The sequence below is a fragment of the Pseudomonas sp. CGJS7 genome (genome assembly GCF_036961695.1).
The window spans coordinates 1-21314 of the sequence record NZ_JBAMDI010000014.1 but is presented as its reverse complement, the minus strand read 5'-3'; the positions used below and the strand labels follow the sequence as shown (position 1 = coordinate 21314).

Annotated in this window: 20 protein-coding genes; 11 read left to right on the top strand and 9 right to left on the bottom strand. The window is 66.1% G+C overall.

Annotated features, from left to right (window positions below):
- Positions 1-84 precede the first annotated feature (84 nt).
- The 5 genes from ykgO to V7787_RS11140 all read left to right on the top strand — a co-directional run bounded on the left by ykgO (position 85) and on the right by V7787_RS11140 (position 3661).
- Entirely contained in the window at positions 85-210 is a 126-nt protein-coding gene (gene ykgO / locus V7787_RS11160) for a type B 50S ribosomal protein L36 (RefSeq protein WP_010342887.1), read from the top strand.
- A gap of 210 nt (positions 211-420) precedes the next feature.
- Complete coding sequence (locus V7787_RS11155) at positions 421-750, top strand: phosphodiesterase (RefSeq protein WP_336088089.1); 330 nt, start codon at positions 421-423, stop codon at positions 748-750.
- Between the two features lie 4 nt (positions 751-754).
- A complete protein-coding gene (locus tag V7787_RS11150; RefSeq protein WP_336088087.1) occupies positions 755-1789 on the top strand; it encodes an agmatine deiminase family protein in 1035 nt (344 codons plus the stop codon).
- Positions 1790-2195: 406 nt separating this feature from the next.
- A complete protein-coding gene (locus V7787_RS11145) occupies positions 2196-3083 on the top strand; it encodes a carbon-nitrogen hydrolase (RefSeq protein WP_336088085.1) in 888 nt (295 codons plus the stop codon).
- Positions 3080-3661 (top strand): GNAT family N-acetyltransferase, encoded by a 582-nt coding sequence (locus V7787_RS11140; RefSeq protein ID WP_336088083.1) that lies wholly within the window; start codon positions 3080-3082, stop codon positions 3659-3661. Before V7787_RS11145 ends, V7787_RS11140 begins: the two co-directional genes overlap by 4 nt.
- Positions 3662-3675: 14 nt before the next feature.
- On the opposite strand, the gene V7787_RS11135 is transcribed toward V7787_RS11140, so the two are convergent.
- Positions 3676-3825 (bottom strand): hypothetical protein, encoded by a 150-nt coding sequence (locus V7787_RS11135; RefSeq protein ID WP_336088081.1) that lies wholly within the window; start codon positions 3823-3825, stop codon positions 3676-3678.
- Between the two features lie 198 nt (positions 3826-4023).
- Here V7787_RS11135 and V7787_RS11130 point away from each other — a divergent pair, with 198 nt between their 5' ends.
- Positions 4024-4644 carry a TetR/AcrR family transcriptional regulator gene (locus V7787_RS11130; RefSeq protein WP_336088078.1) on the top strand — a complete coding sequence of 207 codons (621 nt, stop codon included), beginning with the start codon at positions 4024-4026 and terminating at the stop codon, positions 4642-4644.
- A 62-nt stretch (positions 4645-4706) separates the two neighbouring features.
- Positions 4707-5591: an alpha/beta fold hydrolase gene (locus V7787_RS11125; RefSeq protein WP_336088075.1), complete on the top strand. Its 885-nt coding sequence runs from the start codon at positions 4707-4709 to the stop codon at positions 5589-5591.
- A gap of 224 nt (positions 5592-5815) precedes the next feature.
- On the opposite strand, the gene V7787_RS11120 is transcribed toward V7787_RS11125, so the two are convergent.
- Positions 5816-6454 carry a glutathione S-transferase family protein gene (locus V7787_RS11120; RefSeq protein ID WP_336088073.1) on the bottom strand — a complete coding sequence of 213 codons (639 nt, stop codon included), beginning with the start codon at positions 6452-6454 and terminating at the stop codon, positions 5816-5818.
- A 179-nt stretch (positions 6455-6633) separates the two neighbouring features.
- On the opposite strand from V7787_RS11120, the gene V7787_RS11115 reads away from it, so the two are divergent.
- Together V7787_RS11115 and V7787_RS11110 are read left to right on the top strand one after the other, a co-directional pair.
- Positions 6634-7236: a TetR/AcrR family transcriptional regulator gene (locus tag V7787_RS11115; protein ID WP_336088072.1), complete on the top strand. Its 603-nt coding sequence runs from the start codon at positions 6634-6636 to the stop codon at positions 7234-7236.
- A 100-nt stretch (positions 7237-7336) separates the two neighbouring features.
- Positions 7337-8542: a TraB/GumN family protein gene (locus V7787_RS11110; protein WP_336088069.1), complete on the top strand. Its 1206-nt coding sequence runs from the start codon at positions 7337-7339 to the stop codon at positions 8540-8542.
- Positions 8543-8754: 212 nt separating this feature from the next.
- Here the strand turns inward: V7787_RS11110 and V7787_RS11105 are convergent, their stop codons facing one another.
- From V7787_RS11105 to V7787_RS11080, 6 genes are all read right to left on the bottom strand, one after another.
- The gene (locus tag V7787_RS11105; protein ID WP_336088067.1) at positions 8755-9390 is read right to left on the bottom strand and encodes a class I SAM-dependent methyltransferase; all 636 of its coding nucleotides are present in this window, start codon (positions 9388-9390) and stop codon (positions 8755-8757) included.
- A gap of 418 nt (positions 9391-9808) precedes the next feature.
- The gene (locus V7787_RS11100) at positions 9809-11197 is read right to left on the bottom strand and encodes an efflux RND transporter permease subunit (protein ID WP_336088064.1); all 1389 of its coding nucleotides are present in this window, start codon (positions 11195-11197) and stop codon (positions 9809-9811) included.
- A gap of 73 nt (positions 11198-11270) precedes the next feature.
- Positions 11271-11450, bottom strand: coding sequence for a hypothetical protein (locus V7787_RS11095; protein WP_336088062.1), 180 nt, complete (start codon positions 11448-11450; stop codon positions 11271-11273).
- A gap of 107 nt (positions 11451-11557) precedes the next feature.
- Complete coding sequence (locus V7787_RS11090) at positions 11558-14659, bottom strand: efflux RND transporter permease subunit (RefSeq protein WP_336088060.1); 3102 nt, start codon at positions 14657-14659, stop codon at positions 11558-11560.
- A gap of 1 nt (position 14660) precedes the next feature.
- Entirely contained in the window at positions 14661-18116 is a 3456-nt protein-coding gene (locus V7787_RS11085) for an efflux RND transporter permease subunit (protein WP_336088313.1), read from the bottom strand.
- Between the two features lie 112 nt (positions 18117-18228).
- Positions 18229-19392, bottom strand: a complete 1164-nt coding sequence (locus tag V7787_RS11080) for an efflux RND transporter periplasmic adaptor subunit (RefSeq protein ID WP_336088058.1) — start codon at positions 19390-19392, stop codon at positions 18229-18231.
- A gap of 373 nt (positions 19393-19765) precedes the next feature.
- Here V7787_RS11080 and V7787_RS11075 point away from each other — a divergent pair, with 373 nt between their 5' ends.
- Together V7787_RS11075 and V7787_RS11070 are read left to right on the top strand one after the other, a co-directional pair.
- On the top strand, positions 19766-20143 hold the full coding sequence (locus tag V7787_RS11075; RefSeq protein WP_336088055.1) for a c-type cytochrome: 378 nt from the start codon (positions 19766-19768) through the stop codon (positions 20141-20143).
- An 8-nt stretch (positions 20144-20151) separates the two neighbouring features.
- Positions 20152-20610 carry a c-type cytochrome gene (locus tag V7787_RS11070; RefSeq protein ID WP_336088053.1) on the top strand — a complete coding sequence of 153 codons (459 nt, stop codon included), beginning with the start codon at positions 20152-20154 and terminating at the stop codon, positions 20608-20610.
- A 187-nt stretch (positions 20611-20797) separates the two neighbouring features.
- Here the strand turns inward: V7787_RS11070 and V7787_RS11065 are convergent.
- A partial coding sequence (locus V7787_RS11065; protein ID WP_336088050.1) for a hypothetical protein occupies positions 20798-21314 on the bottom strand: 517 nt, incomplete at its 5' end.

The window sequence follows — 21314 nt, the reverse complement described above, 5'->3', positions numbered from 1 at the left end:
TTGATCGGACGAAGATTTGTCCGCTACAATCGCGGGCTAACTTTTCCACCGCTTCATTCCATCCATTTTTTGCCGAGGTCTGTCATGAAGGTCCTGTCCTCTCTGAAGTCGGCGAAGGCCCGTCACCGCGACTGCAAAGTCGTCCGCCGCCGCGGCAAGGTCTTCGTGATTTGCAAGTCGAACCCGCGTTTCAAGGCGCGTCAGCGCTAAGAAACCCGGCGGCGCTCGCCCGTCGCCCGTGGTTCAAGTCGAAAGCCGCCGCGAGGCGGCTTTCTTCGTTATCGGCCTTCCCGGCCGCCCTGAAACCCCATCGCCCCGCCTTCGCCGTGGCCGTCTTCACAGAACCGTGACGGCCGCACGCTGCCGCTGAGCGTCACCTTGTGCCTAGAATCCCGCGTCCTTTGACGAGGTGGATTTGCCATGAAACTGCGCATTGCCGTTGCACCGCTGCTCGCCCTGCTCGCCCTTTCCGGAGCCGCGTCGGCCGAGACCTTGTTGATCCAGCGCGTGCAGCAGGAGGGCAAGGCCCTGCTGCCGACGCGCGGCCAGAGCATGGAGCAGGTCAAAGGCCGCTACGGCGAGCCGACCCAACGCCTGGAAGCGCGCGGCGGTCAGAAGAAGCAGTGGCCGCAGATCAATCGCTGGGTCTACCCCGCCTTCACCGTGTATTTCGAGAAGAGCCGGGTGATCGACGTGGTCGCGAACAAGGCCGACGCCAACGAAGTCGGGCCGAAACCGCCTATCCTTTGAGGTTATGACCAACAATGCATTGCGCTTCCCCGCGGAGTGGGAACCCCAGTCCGCGGTTCTGATCGCCTGGCCGAACGCCGACACCGACTGGGCCGAGCGCCTGGGCGAGGTCGAAGAGACCTACATCGCCCTGGTCGCGGCCATCACCCGCTTCCAGCCGGCACTGATCTGCGTGGCCGACGACGACGTCCAGGCCTATGCCCGCGCGCGCCTGTCCTCGGCGCGGATCGACATGGACCGGGTCCATTTCATCGACGCGCCTTACGACGACACCTGGCTGCGCGACTCCGGCCCGATCACGCTCAAGGCCGGCGACGGCTTCCGCCTGCTCGATTTCCGCTTCACCGGCTGGGGCGGCAAGTTCGACGCCAGCCAGGACGATCTGCTGGTCGAGCGCCTGCACGGTCAGGGAATCTTCGCGAAGAGTGAGCGCCAAAGCATTGATTTCGCTTTGGAAGGTGGCGGCATCGAAACCGACGGCGCGGGCACGCTGCTGAGCACCTGGCAGTGCCTGCACGAGCGTCACCCCGACGCCAGCCGCGAAGAAATCACCGCCAAGCTGTCGGCCTGGCTGCATCAGGACCGGGTGCTGTGGCTGGATCACGGCTATCTGGAGGGCGACGACACCGACGCCCACATCGACACCCTGGCCCGCTTCGCCGCGGTCGACGCCATCGTCTACCAAGGCTGCGACGATCCGACCGATTCGCATTACCCCGAACTGCAGGCCATGGCCGCCGAACTGGCCGCGCTGCGCACCCGCGACGGTCAGCCCTACCGGCTGTTCGCGCTGCCGTGGGCGCAGCCGATCATCGACGAAAACCGAAGGCTGGCGGCGAGTTACGCCAACTTCCTGATCGTCAACGGCGCGGTGCTGATGCCGGCGTACGGCGACGCCCGCGACGGCGAAGCCCAGGCGGTGTTGGCCCAGGCCTTCCCCGACCGCGAGATCGTCGCGGTGCCGTGCCGGCCGCTGATCTGGCAGAACGGCAGCCTGCATTGCGTGACCATGCAGTTGCCGCGGGGCGTGGTGGCGTAAGTCTTCGGCGGCTTGGAACGCACTGCGTCCAAGCCGGTGGGTGGCGGCAAGGCTCAAAGCTGTCAGCCGCAACTCAACGCCCTGCTCTCCCAAAAACCCCGCACCCGTCATTCCGGCGAAAGCCGGAATCCATTTTGACGTTGCTTCTTGTCGGGCCTTCGCCGCTGCGGGCAGCAAAATCAAGATCAAAATGGATTCCGGCTTTCGCCGGAATGACGGTGATTTGGATGTTCCGCCTGTCGCCGGAATGACGGTGGCCTTGACGTTGCGGCGTTCAATGCAATAGCGGCCCGCCTTTCGTTCCGGCTCTCTCGCCTCGATATCCCCGCCACTGCCACCGCAGTGCCCCCGTCATGGCGTATTTCCTACAATGGCGATCCGCCCCACAGCCGAACCCGTGCTCCCGATGACCAAGACCACCCTCCCCGTCGCCCTGATCCAGGACCGCGACCAAGGTTCGCGCGAGGCCAATCTGGCCAACATCGAAAGCCGGGTCGGCGAAGCCGCCAAGCGCGGCGCCAAGTTGGTGCTGCTGCAGGAACTGCACAACGGGCCGTATTTCTGCCAGCACGAGTCGGTCAACGAGTTCGATCTGGCCGAACCGATCCCGGGCCCGAGCACCGAGCGTCTGGGCGCGTTGGCCAAGCAGCACGGCGTGGTCCTGGTCAGCTCGTTGTTCGAGCGCCGCGCGGCCGGGCTGTATCACAACACCGCAGTGGTCTATGAGACCGACGGCAGCATCGCCGGCAAGTACCGCAAAATGCATATCCCGGACGATCCGGGCTTCTACGAGAAGTTCTACTTCACCCCGGGCGATATCGGTTTCGAACCGATCCAGACCTCGGTCGGCCGCCTGGGCGTGCTGGTCTGCTGGGATCAGTGGTACCCCGAAGGCGCGCGGCTGATGGCGCTGGCCGGGGCCGATCTGCTGCTGTACCCGACCGCGATCGGCTGGGACCCGGACGATCAGCAGGACGAAAAAGACCGCCAGCGCATGGCCTGGATCCTCAGCCATCGCGGTCACGCGGTCGCCAACGGTCTGCCGGTGCTCAGCGTCAATCGGGTCGGCCACGAGCCCTCGCCGATCGGCGCGTCGGGTATTCAGTTCTGGGGTTCCAGCCATGTGCTCGGCCCGCAGGGCGAGTTCCTGGCCGAGGCCAAGACCGTCGAGCCGGAAATCGTGATGGCCGAAGTCGATCTGGGCCGCAGCGAACACGTGCGGCGGATCTGGCCGTTCCTGCGCGACCGCCGCATCGACGCCTACGCCGACCTGCTCAAGCGGTATCGCGATTGAGCGCCGACACGCCCCGCGGACTGCGCCTGCGCCCGGCGGTCGAGGCCGATCTGGCCGCGATCGCCGCGTTGTATGCGCGCGAGGTGCGCGAGGGCGTGGCCACCTATGAGTACGACGTGCCCGACGACGCCGAAATGCGTCGGCGCTGGCATGCCATCGTCGACGCCGGTTATCCGTATCTGATCGCCGAGTTCGTCGGCGACGGCGACGCGGTGTTCGCCGGATACGCTTACGCCAGCTCGTACCGGGGCCGGATCGGCTATCGCTGGACCGTGGAAAACTCGGTCTACGTCGAGCCCGCCAGCCACGGCCGCGGTATCGGCCGGGCGCTGATGCAACGTTTGATAGAAGACTGCGCCGCGTTGGGCTTCCGGCAGATGGTCGCGGTGATCGGCGACGGCAGCAATGCCGCTTCGGTCGCCCTGCATGAGCGGCTCGGTTTCAAACTCGCCGGGGTGTTTCCCGGGATCGGCCGCAAGCACGGCCGCTGGCTGGACACGGTGCAGATGGTGCGAGCGCTCGGCGACGGCAACGACGGCGAGCCGGATCAGAACGTGCCCGGCTTGCGCGCGTCCTGAGTCGTACGACGGCTTCAGGCGCAGCCGTCGCCGCCTGTCGCGGGCATCGGCGTCGTCGTCCATAGCGCAACAATCTCGCGGACGAACGCGATCTGCGCGTCGGCGCAGTCCCGACATCGCCCGCGGAAATCCGCATCGGCCCGAACCCACTGCGGTTCGCGCATCCTCCAATCCGAATGGCCGAACACGGCCGCGCGACCGGCCCCATCGCCACGGCCACCAGCCCCTCTGTGCGCGCCGCGCACAATTAGACACATCCTGCCCGCCCTCCAAACCGGCCGGCCACAGCCAAACTGGCTATGCTGAGTTTGGCCGTTCGCCCGACGAACGGTCGTAATAAAACGAACGGACGTGCTATTTTTATGCCCATGTCAGTCTTGACCGCCACCAACAAGGGCGCCGCCACCCGCGAAGCCATCCTCGATCAGGCCTACGGCATCGCCTGCTCGGCGGGGCTGGAAGGTTTATCGATCGGCCCGCTGGCGGCCGCGGTGGGGATGTCCAAGAGCGGCGTGTTCGCCCACTTCGGCTCGCGCGAGGATCTGCAGCTGGCGGTGCTGGACATGGCCAGCCAGCGCTTCGTCGGTTATGTGCTGCTGCCCGCGCTCAAGCAGCCGCGCGGGCTGGTCCGGCTGGGCGCCATCGTCGACGCCTGGTTCGATTGGGCCCGCCATACCGAAGGCGGCTGCGTGCTGCTCGGCGCGGTCAGCGAGTACGACGACCGCCCCGGCGTCCTGCGCGATGCGGTGGTCGATCAACAAAAACGCTGGCATCAGGTGCTCGGCCAAGCCGTGCAACTGGCCATCGACACCGGCGAGCTCGGCGCCGATACCGATACCGCGCAACTGTCGTTCGAAATCTACGGTCTGGCCCTGATCGTGCACCACGATTCCGGCCTGTTCGGCTACGACACCGCCAAACAACGCGGCCGCCGCGCTTTCGAGCGCCTGATCCGCTCCTACTCCGCATCCCCCTCCGTCTGAGCGACCGAATGAGGTCCGTCATGTATCCGCTTATCGCCAAAATTAGCACGACCGTTCGTAACATGTTTCGGTTATACGGCCTGCGCCTGAGCTTCGTCGCCGGGGCCTGGTTCGCCCCGGAGGCGACCATGCATCGCGCCGCGAATTTGTTCTGCACCCCGTTCGCGTCCTCGCGCAAGCGCGCGCTGGCGGCGCCGACCTTCGATGCGCGCGAGGAAAGCCTGCAGGTCGACGGTCAGACCATCGCGACTTACGTCTGGGGCGATCCGCAGCGTCAGCCTTATGTGCTGTTCGCGCACGGTTGGTCGAGCCACGGCACCCGCGTGGCCAAGTGGCTGCCGCAGTTGCGCGCCGAAGGCTATGCGGTGGTCGCGTTCGATCAGCTCGGCCATGGCCGCAGCGGCGGCCGGCTGGCCACCCTGCCCGACTTCACCCGCCATCTGTACGCGGTCGGCGAGCACTACGGCCCGGCCGCGGCGGTGATCGGCCATTCGCTCGGCGGCGCCGCGGCGCTGCTGGCGATGGCGCGCGGCATGCGCGCCGAACGCGCGGTGTTGATCGCGCCGGCGGCCGATCCGGTCGCGGCGGTCAAACGCTTCGCCCGTTTCCTGTGGATCGGCGAGGACGTGTGCCGGCGCATTTTCGATTACTACGAAAAGCGCATCGGCATCAGCTTCGACTCGCAGCAGGCGCACCGCAACGCGCCGTCGATCGCCCGGCCGGCGCTGATCGTGCACGACCTGGGCGACAAGGAAGTGCCTTGGGCCGAGGGCGAGCGCTATGCCCGCTACTGGCCCGATTCGCGCCTGCTCAGCACTCAGGGCCTGGGCCATAACCGTATCGCCGACGACGGCGGCGTGATCGTCGCCGCGCTGCGTTTCCTGCATGGCGAACAGGTCGGCGAGAAAGTGGTGTCGAGCGAGAACCTGCCTTACGGGCTGGCCTGAACGGCGCGTCGGCAACGCCCGACCCACAGCAAACCCCACGAGCAAAGTGCGATCGGTCTGGCCGGGGCTCTACCCCTCCCGCTTCGGCCAGGCCGGTCGTTTTTACAGATTCGGGATTCGCGAACCGCTCTTGTCGGTTGTGATCGCAAGCGTTTCTTAGCGCAGAAAACGATGGCAGCCATCGCCACCATCGTTCTTGCTCCCAAGTCGATGCCTGTTTGCGATCAAGCCGCGGCCGCAGCGCCGACATCGCGCGCCGGATACGGATCGCGCCAACCCGGCAGCGCGTCGATCCGCGCATACCAGTCGCCGATCGCAGCGAAGCCGTCCAGCGGCAACTGCGCCGCCTGGGTCCAGGGCAGCATCGTGGCGACGGCGAAATCGGCGGCGCTGAGCCGCTCGCCGAGCAGATAGCGGCGGTCTTGCAACTGCCCGTTCAACACCTTGGCGAATTGACGGAAGTATTTGCCCGCCTCCTCCAGCACCGCCGGCGACGGCTCGCCGATGCCGAAGCCCGGCTTGATCACCCGCTCGAAGAACAACGAGCCGGCATGACGGTTGAAATGCGCGGTGCTCCAGTTGATCCAGCGCAGCACGTCGAACTGAGCGGCCGGATCGGCCGGCCACAAATCCGAGCCGGCGACCTGGGCCAGATAACAGACGATGGCCGGCGCTTCCCACAACACGGTGTCGCCGTGAATCAGGGTCGGCACCTTGCCGTTGGGGTTGAGCGCCAGGTAGTCGGGATGGCGCTGTTCGCCGAGCTTGAGGTCGACCCGGATCAGTTCGACCGGGGCGTCGAGATGGCGCGCGGCGGCGCAGGCCAGACGCGCGTTGGGGGTTTCGCAGTAATACAGCTTCATCGCGGAGTTCCTTGTGGCGGAAGGATGGCAACGATTCTGCGGCGGGTCTAAATATGTTCAAGAACATAGATAGAATCGTGCTAAACCGGTCGCAACCGGCGCTCCCGCCGATGCCTCCCCCCTTGCGAGCCCCGCGCCGGCCTTTCCGGGCGCCGGGCGCTCCGCCGCCGAGTCCCGCCATGCCCTACACCGTCGAACACAAGGCCCAGACCCGGGCGCGGATCGTCGACTCGGCCCGCCGCCTGTTCAACCGGCACGGCTTTTCCGAGGTCTCCATCGACCAGATCATGGCCGAGGCCGGGCTGACCCGCGGCGGCTTCTACAACCACTTCCAGCGCAAGCAGGACCTGTACGCCGAGGTGGTCCGGCACATCCTCAGCTGCGCGCCCGGCCGCGGCGGCGCGCCGAACGCGCCGGATGCGCGCCAGTTGGCCACCGATTACCTGTCCGACCGCCACCAGGCCGAGATGGACTACACCTGTCCGCTGATTTCGTTCTCCTCCGACGTCGCCCGCGGCGAGGAATGCGTCAAGCAGACCTACACCCAGGTGCTGGACGCGCTGATCGGCGCGCTGCAGCGCCCGCTGGGCGACAGCGCGCACGCCCGCGAGCGCGCGCTGACGATGGCCACCTTGTGCGTCGGCGGCGCGATGCTGGCGCGCGCGATCGACGACCCCGAACTGGGCAAACAGATCCGCCAGACCGCGCTCAAGCAGGTCCTGGCGCTGGCCGACGGCGAGCCCGCCGGCACCGCCGAAGCCGCCTCGCGCGGCCGCGCCTAGACCGCCGTCGCAAGTTTGCCGGCACCCCGTGCAGCCTCTATGCTGCGGGCCTTTCTGTGCTCCGGCACAGCTGATCGCCGAGCGAGCCAGAAGCCCCCGAATGAATGAACCGCTGAACGACGGCCTGCACGGCCAACCGCACGCCATCGTCGAACGCGACGGCGTCCGCTACACCTTGCTGGGCACCGCCCACGTCTCCCAGGCCAGCGTCGATGCGGTCCGCGATGCGGTCGGCAGCGGCCGCTTCGATGCGGTGGCGGTGGAACTGGACGCGCAGCGCCTGCAAGCGCTGACCGATCCCGACGCGCTGGCCAAGCTGGACCTGATCCAGGTGATCCGTTCGGGCAAGACCGCGCTGTTCGCGGCCAATCTGGCCCTGGCCGCGTATCAGCGCCGGCTGGCCGAGCAACTGGGCATCGAACCGGGCGCCGAGCTCAAGCGCGCAGTGCTGGAAGCGCGCCAACGCGAATTGCCGGTGCACCTGATCGACCGCGAGGTCGGCCTGACCTTCAAGCGCGCCTCGCAGAGTCTGGGTTTCTGGGGCCGGACCAAGCTCGGCGTCGGCCTGATCAGCAGCCTGTTCGCCGCCGATGAGGTCGGCGAGGAAGAGATCGAGAAGCTCAAGCAAGGCGACATGCTCGAATCGAGCTTCGGCGAGTTCGCCGCCGAGAGCCCGCAGTTGTACGAAACCGTGATCGCCGAGCGCGACCGCTACATGGCCGCGCGCCTGCGCGAAACCGCCGGCGAGTCGCGCGAGGTATTGGCGGTGGTCGGCGCCGGGCATCTGCAAGGCTTGGCCAAGCACCTGCGCGAAGACGTGCAGGACCCGGTCGAGCAGCGCACCGCGCTGGAACAAGTGCAAACCAAGAGCAAGGTGCCGTGGGTGATGATCGTCATCACCAGCCTGATCCTGGCCGGCATCGCCTGGGGTTTCTGGAAAGGCGGCGTGGCGGTCGGCGCCGACCTGTTGCTGCAATGGGTGCTGTTCACCGGCGGCCTGGCCGCGCTGGGCTGCTTGCTGGCCGGCGGGCATCCTCTGAGCATCATCACCGCCGCGGTGGTGGCGCCGCTCAAGCCGTTCCGGCCGGGCGTGCCGACCGGCGCGCTCAGCGCCCTGGTCGAGGTGCATCGGCGCAAGCCGGCTTATGGCGATTTCATGGCCTTGCGCGACGATGCGCAGACGGTGAAAGGGTGGTATCGCAATCGGGTGGCGCGGGTGGTGCTGAATTTCATGTTGACCAATATCGGGACCGGTATTGGGGTGTGGTTGGCTGGGTTTCGGATTGCCAGCAAGTTGGTGGGATGAGCGGGCTGCGCGAGCCGAGGCCTTAGCGCAGCAACAACTCTAGCGGTGACGAAAAGGCCGGCTTTCGCCGGCCTTTTCGTTTCAACGCAGCGACCGGGCCGGCCGAAAAATCACGCGAGTCGCGACACCGTCGTTAGCCCAGGCATCCGACGTTCGCGCCGGGCATGTACTGCCCTGGCGCGATCCGACGCGGCGATCGCCTCGCGCACCGCTTACGCCGTCTTCTCGAGCAACGTAAGCGCGTCGAGCGCATGGTAGGTGGGTTCGTGCCCCCAATCCAAGGTCCGACTGTCGACGCGCTTGAGGCCGCGCCGGTGCGCGAAATGAATCATCATCGTTTCGCTGAAAAAACTGCGCATATGCGGCCCTTGGCCGTACTCGATGGCGGGCATGCTGTGCAGATTCGAATAGTGAAGCAACGCCCGCCCGCCAGGCGCCAGGACGCGAGCGATCTCGCCCAGGTAGAGCAAGATCGTGTCGGCCTCGAAATGGACCATGGCGTCATAGCTGAATACGGCTGTCTGGCTGGCGTTCGGGATATCGCGAAGCGAGTCGCCATCCGTTTTGACGTAGGTAACGTTCTTGCGGTCCCGAAACCGGTTCTTGCAAGCATCGAGATTCGACCGATTCACGTCGACCAGCGTCAGTTTCTCGACGCGGTCGACGATTTGCGCCGCGTGCCTGCCGTGCCCACACGCCAATTCGGCGGTTCGGCGAATGTCGAGCTTGTCGAAAAAAGAGCGAAAGGCGGTACCTTCGTTCCAAAACGACGCAGTCCACCTCTCTGCTTCTTCGTAGTAACTATGAGTCTCCCAGTCGGCCGCAATTGTGTTGGTTCTCGTATTCATGATTAGTCCCTGTATCGTGAACAGCAGAGCAGCACGGTTCCTTGGCGCAGCGCGATGTCACGGGAAGACGCGCCGAGGCGCAGTTACCACGCGGGCAAGCGGAAGGACCCGCCGAGGCTAACCGTCGGCGCAGGCGCCGGTCAATCCGACGAAATCGGCCTTGCGTGCACGTAGACACGTGCGATGCGCCCTGCAGTCGCGCTGCGTATGCATCGGGCCGGGCGCGGCGCCTAAGATCCCTAGGCGGCTTCCGGTAAGGGGACGGCAAATGCCTGCAGCTGCGACAGGCGCTGTTCGCTATCGTTACTGCCGCTCGGGTCGCGCGGCTTAAGCCCTGCGGGAGTGGGCTTGCTCGCAGCTTCGAGCCCCCTTTTTTCAAAGGGGGACTCGATTCGCCTACGATGGGCGACGTCCGCGGTCAGGCGTGCGAGGGCGCGGCGGTGTCGAACTCGGGCTTGCCGCGCGCGCGGCGTACCAGCCGCGCGCTGCTCACGCGCATGTCGTCGAGGATCGCGTAGATCGTCGGCAGGAACAGCAGGCTGACCACGGTCGAGAACGCCAGGCCGCCGGCCACCGCGCGCGCCATCGGCGAATACGCTAGGCCGCCGAGCACCACGGTGTCGCTGAGCGAGATCGGAATCATCGCCAGAATCGCCGTGCCCATGGTCATCATGATCGGGCGCAGACGCTCGCGGCTGCCTTCGACCAGGGCCTCGTTGCGCGGCAGTCCGCGCCTGCGCAGGTTGTTGATGTGCTCGACCATCACGATGCCGTTGTTCACCACCACGCCCATCAGCACCAGGATGCCGATGAAAGCCATGATCGTGAACGAGCTGCCGGTCAGCCAGAACAACCAGAACACGCCGAAGATCGAGAACACCACGCAGCTCATGATCGCCGCCGGGAACAGCAGCGATTCGAACACCGCCGCCATCACCACGTAGATCATGATCAAGGCCAGGACCAGGTTGACCATCATCTGCTTGCCGGCGTCGTCGTCGCGCTCGAACGAGCTGCCGTCGAAGCTGTAGCTGTAGCCGGCCGGGAACGCCACCGCCTTGAGCGTCTCCTCCATCGCCTTGCGCGCTTCCGGCGTGGTGGTCTTGCCGTTGAGGTTGGCCTGGATGGTCAGCGTGGTCTGACGGTTGTTGCGGTTGATCTGGCTGGCGGTCGGACGCACGCTGACGTCGACCATCGCCAGCAGCGGCACGCTGCGGCCGTCGGGCGAGCGGACGGTGAATTCGGACAGGTTCTCGATCCCGAATTTCTCCGCGCCGGCGAACCGCGCCCACACCGGCACCTCGGTTTCGCCGCGCTGGAAGTCGCGCAATTGCGCGCCGCGCAGGGCCAGGCCGACGAAGCGCGAGACTTCCTCGACGCTGAAGCCGAACGAAGCCGCGCGCTCGCGGTCGACCTTGACGTTGAGCTCGGTGTTGCGGTCGCCCACATCCACCCGCACGTCGCGCAGTTCCGAGCGCCGCGACAGGATCGGCACGAGATCGCCGGCCAATGCCGACAGCGTCTCGGTGGAGTCGCCGACCAACTGCACCTGCACGCTCTTGCCTTCGTTTCCGCCGCCGCCGTTGCCGCCGTCCAGGCCGACGGTGATCTCGGCCTTGGCCGACTTGGGCAGGATCTTGCTGATCTCATCGGTCACCGTCTTGGTGTCCTTGATCTGATCCTCGAAGAATTGCAGGCGGGTGCCGGCGTTGCCGCCGCCGTTCTCGCTGAAGATCGCCAGCAAGTTGGTGGGGTGAAAGCGGATCGGCGCCGCCACGCGCCGACGCGAACGCAAGAAGGCCGGCATTCGCCGGCCTTCTTGTTTCTGCGTTGCCGTCAGCGTCGCCCTGAATGACGACTCGGGCGAAGCGATCTATATCTTACTGACCGCACTTCAAGTCATAGAAGAAGATCACTTCTTGCACAGCTTCACACAGAGCGGTGGGAGTGCCGGTAGTCCCTACCCCACCCGCACCAACGCCGGTGGCCGAAGCGGTCATGACGGTGGCGGAAAGCGTCAGGCAAGCGCACAGCGCGGCGAGCTTCAATCGGTTTTTCATGTGTCGTCCTTGATAGTTGTCGATGAAGTCCATCCCGGCGGGACGGACCCGGCGACCATAGCCGCGGCGGAGATGCCGCGTCAATCTCCGCTTGCCTGTACGTGCGCTCAGGCCTGTCCGACCGCGCTCGCCGACGCACCCGATCCGCCCCGCTTGGCGCGCGCGCGCGCCACCAGCGCGCCCGAGGCGGCGCGCAGGTCGTCGAGGATCGCGTAGATCGTCGGCAGGAACAGCAGGCTGACCACGGTCGAGAACGCCAGACCGCCGGCCACCGCGCGCGCCATCGGCGAATAGGCCAGACCGCCCAGCACCACAGTGTCGCTAAGCGAAATCGGAATCATCGCCAGGATCGCCGTACCCATCGTCATCATGATCGGGCGCAGACGTTCGCGGCTGCCTTCGATCAGCGCCTGGTTGCGCGAGAGCCCGCGTCTTCGCAGGTTGTTGATGTGCTCGACCATGACGATACCGTTGTTCACCACCACCCCCATCAACACCAGGATACCGATGAAGGCCATCACCGTGAACGCGGTTCCGGTCAGCCAGAACAGCCAGAACACGCCGAAGATCGAAAACACCACGCAGCTCATGATCGCCGCCGGGAACAGCAGCGACTCGAACACGGCGGCCATGACCACGTAGATCATCACCAGGGCGATGATCAAGTTGAAGGTCATCTGCTTGCCGGCGTCGTCGTCGCGCTCGAACGAGCTGCCGTCGAAGCTGTAGCTGTAGCCAGCCGGGAACGCCACGCTCTTCAGCGTGTCCTCGATCGCCTTGCGCGCCTCCGGGGTGGTGGCCTTGCCGTTGAGACTGGCCATGATGGTCAGCGTGGTCTGGCGGTTGTTGCGATTGATCTGGCTCGCGGTAGGCCGCACGTTGACGTCGACCATCGACAGCAGCGGCACGCTGCGGCCGTCGGAAGCGCGCACAGTCAACTCGGCCAGATTCTCCAGGCTGTACTTCTCCGCATCGGCGAAGCGCGCCCACACCGGCACTTCGGAATCGCCGCGCTGGAAGTCCCGCAACTGCGCGCCGCGCAACGACAGACCGACGAAACGCGACACCTCCTCGACGCTGAAACCGAACGACGCCGCGCGCTCGCGGTCGACGCTGACGTTGAGCTCGGTGTTGCGATCGCCGACGTCCACGCGCACCTCGCGCAATTCGGGCCGACGCGCGAGCATCGGCACGATGTCGCCGGCCAGTTCGCTCAGGGCTTCGGTCGAATCGCCGACCAACTGAACCTGGACATTCTTACCGCCGTTCGGATCGCCGTCCTCGCCCTGCCCCATGCTGATCTCGGCCTTTGCCGATTTGGGCAACGCCTTGGAGATCGTCTCGACCAGCGCCTTGCTGTTCTTGATCTCGTCTTCGCGGAACTGCAGGCGAGTACCGGCGTCGCCGCCGCCGCGCTCGCTGAAGAACGAATAGATCTGCTTGATGTGGTACTGCTTTCGGCGCGCCTCCAGAAACTGCTCGATCTTGAGGATTTCCGCCGACATCTGCTCGCGGGTGTAGCTGCCTTTCCATCGATACTGGATGAAAGCGTCGGTGCCGCCCTCGTTGCCGAACATATCGAACTTGGTCCTGCTCATCGGCACCAGGCTGATGGCCACCACCAGCGCGATGCCGATCAGGCTCAGGCCGCGGTGTTCCAGGGTCCAACGCAGAACATGGGCGTAAGAGCGCTGAATCCACGGAATCAGCCCGGTGGTGGTATTGGCCGCCGGCGGAGTCTTCAGCCGCGCCGAAATCATCGGTATCAGGCTCACCGCCACGAGCCACGACGCCAGCAGCGACACCGAAATGGTGATCGCGATCTGCGACATGAAGATGCTGATGTCGTTGGTTTCGCCGATCAAATTGGGCAGGAACACGATGCAGTGGCACAAGGTGCCGGCCGACAAGGCGATGGCGACGTGGCGGGTGCCCAGGATCGAGGCCAACTGCGGCTGGCCGGGCATCTTCTCGCGTTCCTGGTAGATGCTCTCCACCACCACCACGGCGTTGTCCACCAGCATGCCCACCGCCAGCAACAACCCCATCAGCGACAGCACGTTCAGGGTGACCCCGACGAAATGCATGAAGCCCAAGGTCATCACGAAGCAGATCGGAATCGCCAGGGTCACCATCAGCGTGGACGGCCAGTGGCGCAGGAAGAAGAACAACACCGCGATCGACAGCAGCAGGCCGATGCCGCCGGCCTCGGCCAGTTCCAACAACGAACCGGTGACTTCCTCGCCCTGGTTCTCCATCACCTTGATTTCGATGTTGCTCAACGCCGGCTGGGCGCGGATCGCCTCGACCTCGGCCAGCGCCGCCTTCGAGACCTCCACCAGATTGGCGTTGCGCTCCTTGTAGATGTCCAGGCCGATCGCCGGGCGCCCGTCCAGGCGACGCCCGGTCTCCAGACGCGCGGGCTTGAGCCGAACGTCGGCGATCGCGCCGAGTTTCAGGCCGCTGCTGTTGATGACCAGATTGCGGAACTGTTCCAGATCGGTGACCTGCCCGATCGGCTGCACCCGCAGGCGGCGCCCTCCGTCTTCGATCTGGCCGGCGGAAATCGAGAAGTTCAGCGCCTGCAGGCTCTTGGTCAAGGTGTTGAGATCCACCCCGTGGGCGACCAAGCGGTCGGGCAGGATCGCGATCTCCACCTCGTTGGGCGAGGCGCCGCCGATCTCGACTTTGGCCACGCCGGGAATGCGTTCCAGACGGCGCTTGAACTCGCGGTCGATCAGATCGTACTCGCGGCTGAGGTCCATATCCCCGGCCAAACGCACTTGCAAGATCGCCTGATCGCCGCTGGACCACTTGAACACGAAATAGCGCTGAAACCCGTCGGGCAGCTCGTCGATGATCGCATCGATGCGCTCGCGGGCTTCCGAGGCGGTGATCGCGATGTCGCGATCCCAATCCTTGAAGACCATCTGGATGGTCGCCGCATCCGAGCTTGCGTTGCCGTGCATGCTCTTGATGCCGGTCATCGTCGCCAGCGCCTCTTCGGCGGGGCGCAAGATGGTGCGCTCGACCTCTTCCGGAGTGGAGCCGTCGTAGGGCAACTGCACCACCAGGAACGGCGCGGAGATGTCCGGCAACGATTCCAGCGGCAGCCGCACCGCCGCGATCAGGCCGATCACGAACATCGACACGAACAGCATGATGGTCGTGATGGGCCGCTTGATGCTGATCTCGGCAACGCTGCTCATGTCAGTGCGCCTCGGTCAGCGGATCGTTGTCGTGGCCGATCTTGTCGGCGGCCGCGCGGGCCTCGCGTTCGGCCTTGCGCACTCGGTTGCGGTAGTACTCGTCGCCGCGGCGGTCGAGCAGATCGTAGACCACCGGGATCACCACCAAGGTCAGCAGCGTCGACACCAGCAGGCCGCCGATCACCGTGATCGCCATCGGCGAGCGCACTTCGGCGCCTTCGCCGGTGGCGATGGCCAGCGGCAGGAAGCCGAACAAGGTGCACAGCGTGGTCATGATGATCGGGCGCAACCGCGAACGCGCGCCTTCGATCAGGGCCTCGCGCTTGGGCGTGCCGTGTTCGCGCAGCTGGTTGACCTTGTCGATCAGGATGATCGCGTTCTTCACCACCAGGCCGACCAGCAGGATCAGGCCGATGAACACCACCACCGACACCGCCGAGCGGGTCAGCAGCAGCGCCAGCACCGCGCCGACCAGGGCCAGCGGGATGGTGAACAGAATCACGAACGGATGCAGCAGCGACTCGAACTGCGAGGCCATCACCAGGTACACCAGGAAGATCGCCAGGCCGAACGCGAACAACAGCGAGTTGATCGATTGCTGCAGTTCCTCGCCCTGGCCGCCGATGTGCATGCCCACTTCGGCGCTGAGCGGCTGCTCGCGCACCAGCTTCTGCACCTCGGCGATGGCGCCGCCCAGGTCGATGTCGCGCAGGTTCGAGGACACGATCGCCACCCGCACCTGATCGGCGCGGTGGATTTCGCTCGGGCCGGTGGTGGCGACCACCTCGGCCACCGACTCCAGCGTCACCGGGCGGTTGCTGCCCGGATTGACGATCAGGCGGCGGATGCTTTCGATCGATTCGCGGTCGGATTGGCGCGCGCGCACCAGCACGTCGATCTTGCGGTCGCGGAAGCTGTAACGCGTGGCGACGTCGCCGCGCACCTTCTTCACCACCACGTCGGCGATGTCGCGGGTGGCCAGGCCGAGCGCGCCGGCGCGGTCCTGGTCGAAGCGGATCTGGATCTCGGGGAAGCCCTGCTCCACCGTCGACTTGACGTCGGCGAAGTGCGGGTTGCCGCGGAGCATCTTGGCCATCTGCTGGCCGGCGCGCTGGATGGTTTCCAGATCCTGGCCGCGCAGTTCGATTTCCAGCGGCGTGGAGAAGCTGAACAGCTGCGGACGGGCGAAGTCGACCTGCGCGCCCGGATGGCCCTGCATGGTGCGGCGCAGACGTTCGGTTTCCTCGGCTTCGATCTGCTTGCTGCCGCCGTCGGCCATCACCACGGTGATCTTGCCGATGTTCTCGCCGCTCTCGGTCGGATTGGCGTCCAGCCGCGTGCCGCTGCCGCTGACGCCGAACCAGGCGTGGATGCCGGGGTCCTTGGCGTGCTTTTGCTGGATCTCGCGCACCAGTTTGTCGGTCTCGCGCAGCGGCGTGCCCGGCGGCAGCTTGACCGTCATGTCGAAACGGTCCTGCGCCAGCTGCGGAATCAGATCCGCGCCGAGCAGCGGCACCGCGGCCAGGGTCGCGGCGAAGGCCAGACCGGCCAGACCCAACACCAATCCGCGATGCCCCATCGCCGCCGGCAGCAGCTTGAGGTAGCCGCGTTCGGCGCGCGCATACGGCGCCATCGCGATATCGCTGGCCTTGCCCATGATCGGCCCGACCACCGCGCCGAGGATGCGCCATGCGCGCGTCACCACCCAGGCGATGCCGAAGAACACCGAGCTCACCGCCACCACGATCGCGTACGGAATCCAGGCCAGCACCTTCAGCACCGGATTGTTCGGACGCCAGCGCGGATGCGGCGCTTCTTCCTGGAAGCCCAGCGCCGGACGCCCGCGCAGCGCGCTCAGCATCGGGATCAGGGTCATCGACACGATCAGCGAAATGCCGATCGCCAGCGCCACGGTCAGGGCCTGATCGCGGAACAGTTGCCCGGCGATGCCTTCCACGAACACCAGCGGCAGGAACACCGCGATGGTGGTCAGGGTCGAGGCGACCACGGCCATGCTGACCTCGCGGGTGCCGACCACCGCCGCTTCGAGGATGCCGAGCCCGCGTTCTCGCGCCTTGGCTATCGATTCCAGAACCACGATCGAGTCGTCCACCACCAGGCCGGTGGCCAAGGCCAGGCCGCCCAGCGACATCACGTTCAAGCTAAGGCCCAGGCGGTCCATGAAGAAGAACGTGGCGATGATCGACACCGGCAACGACAGGCCGATCACGAACGTGCTCCAGCCGTCGCGCAGGAACAGGAAGATGATCAGCACCGCCAGGAAACCGCCGATCACCGCGTCCTTCTTGACGTCGCTGATGGCGTGGCGGATGAACTGCGATTGATCGTCGATCGTGGTCAGTTCCACGTCCGGCGGAATCTGCGCCTTGATCTGCTCCAGCCGCGCCTGGATCGCGTCGGCGGTGGACACGGTGTTGGCGTCGCCTTCCTTGTAGATGGCCAGTTCGACCGCTTCCACGCCGCCCAGGCGGATGATCGCCTCGCGTTCCTTGTAGCCCTGGCGGACGTCGGCGATGTCCTTCAACCGCACCGGCTTGCCGCCGGCCGCGGTGGTCTGGTCGCCCGAGTTCGCGCTCTGCACCGAAGCCGCCGCCGCCATCGCGTCGGCCGAACCCGAGGCCGCGGCCACCCGCGCCATTTCCGCCGCCGCGTCGGCCGCGGCGTTGCCGCCGGGCTTCTGCGTGGTCACCAGCATCTCGCGGATTTCCGGCACGCTGGCGAATTCGTTGACCGTGCGCACCAGATAGCGCTGCGCGCCCTCTTCCAGGCGGCCGCCGGAAATATTGATGTTCTCCGCCTTCAACCGCTGGATCACGGTGTCGATCGGCAGATTGAGCTGGGAGATTTTCTGTTGGTCGATATCGACCTGGATTTCGTCTTCCAGGCCGCCGCCGACCTTGACCGCGGCGACGCCGTCGACCGGTTCGAGCTTCTTCTTCAGATCGTCGTCGGCGTAGCGGCGCAACGCGGTCAGCTGGCGGATCGCCTCGGTGTCGCTGGCCTTGTCGCCGCCCTTGGTCGACAGCGCGATGCGCAGGATCGGCTCGGTGGAGGGATTGAAGCGCAGCAGCACCGGCTTCTTGGCTTCCAGCGGCAGCTGCACGATCTCCATCTTGTCGCGCACCTCCAGGCTGGCCTGGTCCATGTCGGTGCCCCAGGCGAACTCGAGCACCACGTCGCTCTGGCCGGTGCGCGAGACCGACTTGAGCTTGCGCAGGCCCTTGACCACGCCGACCGCTTCTTCCAGCGGTTCGGTGATCAGGGTTTCGATTTCGGTCGGCGCCGCGCCGGTGTATTCGGTGCGCACGGTCAGCGTCGGATAACTCAGATCCGGCAGCAGATTGACCTTCAGACTGTTCAGCGCGATCAGGCCGAACAGCAGGAAGGTGATGGTTACCATCGCCACGGTCACCCGGCGGCGGGTGGAAAACTCCACCAAGTTAAAGGACGTCGTGTCCGGAAGCTGAGCCACAGTCAGTCCCCACGTTCAATAGGTTTCGAAGGACGCGGCCGAGGGCCGGCCGCGTCGGACCGCAAGCGCCGGACGCTTACTGCTTGTCGGTGGCCGCGCCGGCGGCGCTGGCGACCGCGGGGGCCGGCTTGGTGTTGATCATCAGCACTTCGGTGCCTTCGCGCAGCGCGGTCTTGCCGGCGACCACGACCTGCTCGCCGAGCTTGACCCCGGAGCGGACCTCGGCCCAGGCGCCATCCAGATAACCCAGCTTGACCGGCACCCGCGAGACCTTCTTGCCGCGCACCACGAACACCGCCGGATCGCCTTCGTCTTCCAGCAGCGCCGCGCGCGGCACCACCAGCGCGTCGGCGCGGTTGTCGTAGTCGATGCGCAGGCGGCCGAACATGCCCGGCTGCAGCACGCCGCCGCCGTCGAACGCGCAGATCACCCGGAAGGTGCCGCTGCCCGAATCGACCACCGGCGCGACCCGGTCGACGGTGCCGGTGAAGACCTTGCCGGGCATCGCGTCGACCTGCATCTGCACCGGCAGGCCGGCCTTCAGCGTGGCCAGTTCGCGCTCGGGCACGTTGAGCACCGCTTCCAGGCGCGAGGTGTCGACGATGCGGATGATCGGCGAGTTGATCTGGACGAAGTTGCCGGGCTTGATCGAACGCGAGGCGACTACGCCGGAAATCGGCGCTTCGACCTTGGCGTAAGAGACTTCCAGGGTCGCCAGGCGATTGGCCGCGCGCGCGCTTTCCAGGTCGTAGCGCAGTTGGTCGGCGTCGTTGGCGCTGAGCAGGCGCTGCGCGGCCATTTGCTTGGCGCGGGCGTAGTTGGCTTCCAGCTTGCGCATGGTCGCACCGGTCTGGGCGGCCTGCTGCTCGGCGCGGGCCGAGTCCAGCCGCACCAGCACCTGCCCGGCCTTGACCTGCTGGCCTTCCTCGACCATGACCTCGAAGGCGACGCCGGAGGTCTTGGCCACCACCTGCGATTCGGCCCGCGCTTCCAGCGGCGCGGTGCCGGTGTAGCTGGCGGCGATCGCGCGGCGCGAGGCCTGGGCGACTTCGACCGGCACCGCATCGGAGGCCTTGTCCTTGGCTTCCTTGGCCTGCGCCTCGGCGGAGCCCGCCCCGCCCTTGCAGGCCGACAGGCCCAGGGCGCATGCCAGCGCCAGGACGGCCAGAGCTACCTTGGCCGGGGGCGCCATGCCGCGCGCTGCCGGACCGCTGTTGCGGTTGTTGGTGAGTTGACGCATTCGAGACGACCCCAAAATTGTTCTATTAATTCGTCGGTTACCGGTCGTATGCCGGTGTTGTATATAGGTATATCACCGACCCGGAAAGCCAACATCCGCCGAAGGTCATGATGACTGGAGCCATGGATTTATTCTGAGGCACGGTAAGCGCGAGCACGGGCGGCCGGACTTATCGGACCTGGATCGCATGGGCATCCAGTCGGCCTTCGGAGGACCTTGCGGCGAGTTCCGGGACCGGCATCAGTATGTGATGCGTGATTGGACGGCTTCGTTGCAATCGTCTCGCCGGCTATACTCGCCGACTTGTGCGCGGCTTCGGCCCCGCAGAGCCAGCCACACCTTTCGCTAGCCACTCGAGATTGCGGACTACGACATGATGCGACCGCTGACGATCGCCGCCTGCTTTGCCCTGACCCTGGTCGCCGCCACCGCGGCCGCACAGGAACCCGCCAAGGCCCCGGCACCCGCCGCTGCTTCCACCGCCGCCCCGGCCGCCGCCAAAGGCAATCCGGAAACCGGCCGCATGCTCACTTATACGTGCCAGGGCTGCCACGGCGTCCAGGGCTATAAGAACGCGTACCCCAACTACCACGTTCCCAAGATCGTCGGTCAGTCGCCGGAGTACCTGGTCAATGCGCTGACCGAATACAAGAAGGGCGCGCGCAAGCACCCGACGATGCAGGCCCAGGCCCAGAGCTTCTCGGACCAGGACATCGCCGACATCGCCGCCTTCCTTTCCAGCGCCAAGTGAGCCGCCCCATGACGAACTCCAGCTTCCTCAACAGCGGCCTCGCCATCGCCATGCTCGCTCTGGCCCTGACCGCCTGCTCCGGCGGCGGCGAAGTGCCGGCCGGCCATTCCTCGGCCGACCGCAACGCCGGCCACACCAGTTCTTCCTCGGGCCTGCCGGCCGGCAACATCGAAAACGGCAAGAAGCTGGCCAGCGACAGCGAACGCAGCCCGACCAAGCAGTCGTGCGTGAGCTGCCACGGTCCGGAAGGCAATGCGCCGATCGATCCGACCTACCCGACCCTGGCCGGCCAGTACCACGATTACATCGCCCACTCGTTGCAGATGTACCGCGACGGCGACCGCGAGCACGCGCTGATGTCGGGCCAGGCCAAGAACCTGACCGACCAGCAGATCGCCGACCTCGCCGCGTACTTCGGTTCGCGCGACAAGGACATCCACCTGCGCGATCTGCACGGCATCCACTGATCCGCGCCGCGGCCCGTCCGCGCCCGGATAGCGAAACGGCCCGCATGCGGGCCGTTTTCGTGTCTGCTGCAGACGAATCTCCGCATCGCAGTCGCGCCGGCATCCACGATCCGCGATCGCGGCTTGCGACCGAAGCGAATCCCGCGGGACGCCGCTGCTTCAGTCGGACTTCGCGAATCGCTCGCCCTCAACCGCCCGGCGGCGGCCTGACGCTGCCGTTGTCTTCCTGCAGATGCTTCTTGAACGGGATATCCGGCGGCGGGCGCGCTTCGGCCGGTTGTTCGTTGAAATTCGGATCTTTGATGCCGCAGCCGCCGCCGGCCAACAACAGCGCCACCGTGCACTGGATCCGCTTGTTGGAGCCCGGGATCGGAATCGTCACCATCCGCACGCTGCGCCGCACCCACTCGGCCAACAGGGTTTCGTCCGGCCGCCAATACTTGTCGAGCGTGGTCGGCTCGTAATCGGTCGGCTTGCGCCGCAGCCAGGTGCCGGCGCGATCGAGATCCTTGATTTCCGCGGTGATGGTGCCCGGCGGATTGCCCGGCGACGCCGAACCCGGCGCGTCGGCCAGGCGCAGGCTGCCGTCGCTGTTGTACAGCCCCGGCGAGTCGCCGCGCTGCGCGCCCGGACGGTTGCGATTCGATTCGCCCCAATCGTCGCCGCGCTTGGGCGTGGACCAGGTGCCCGGCGCGGGCGCCGGC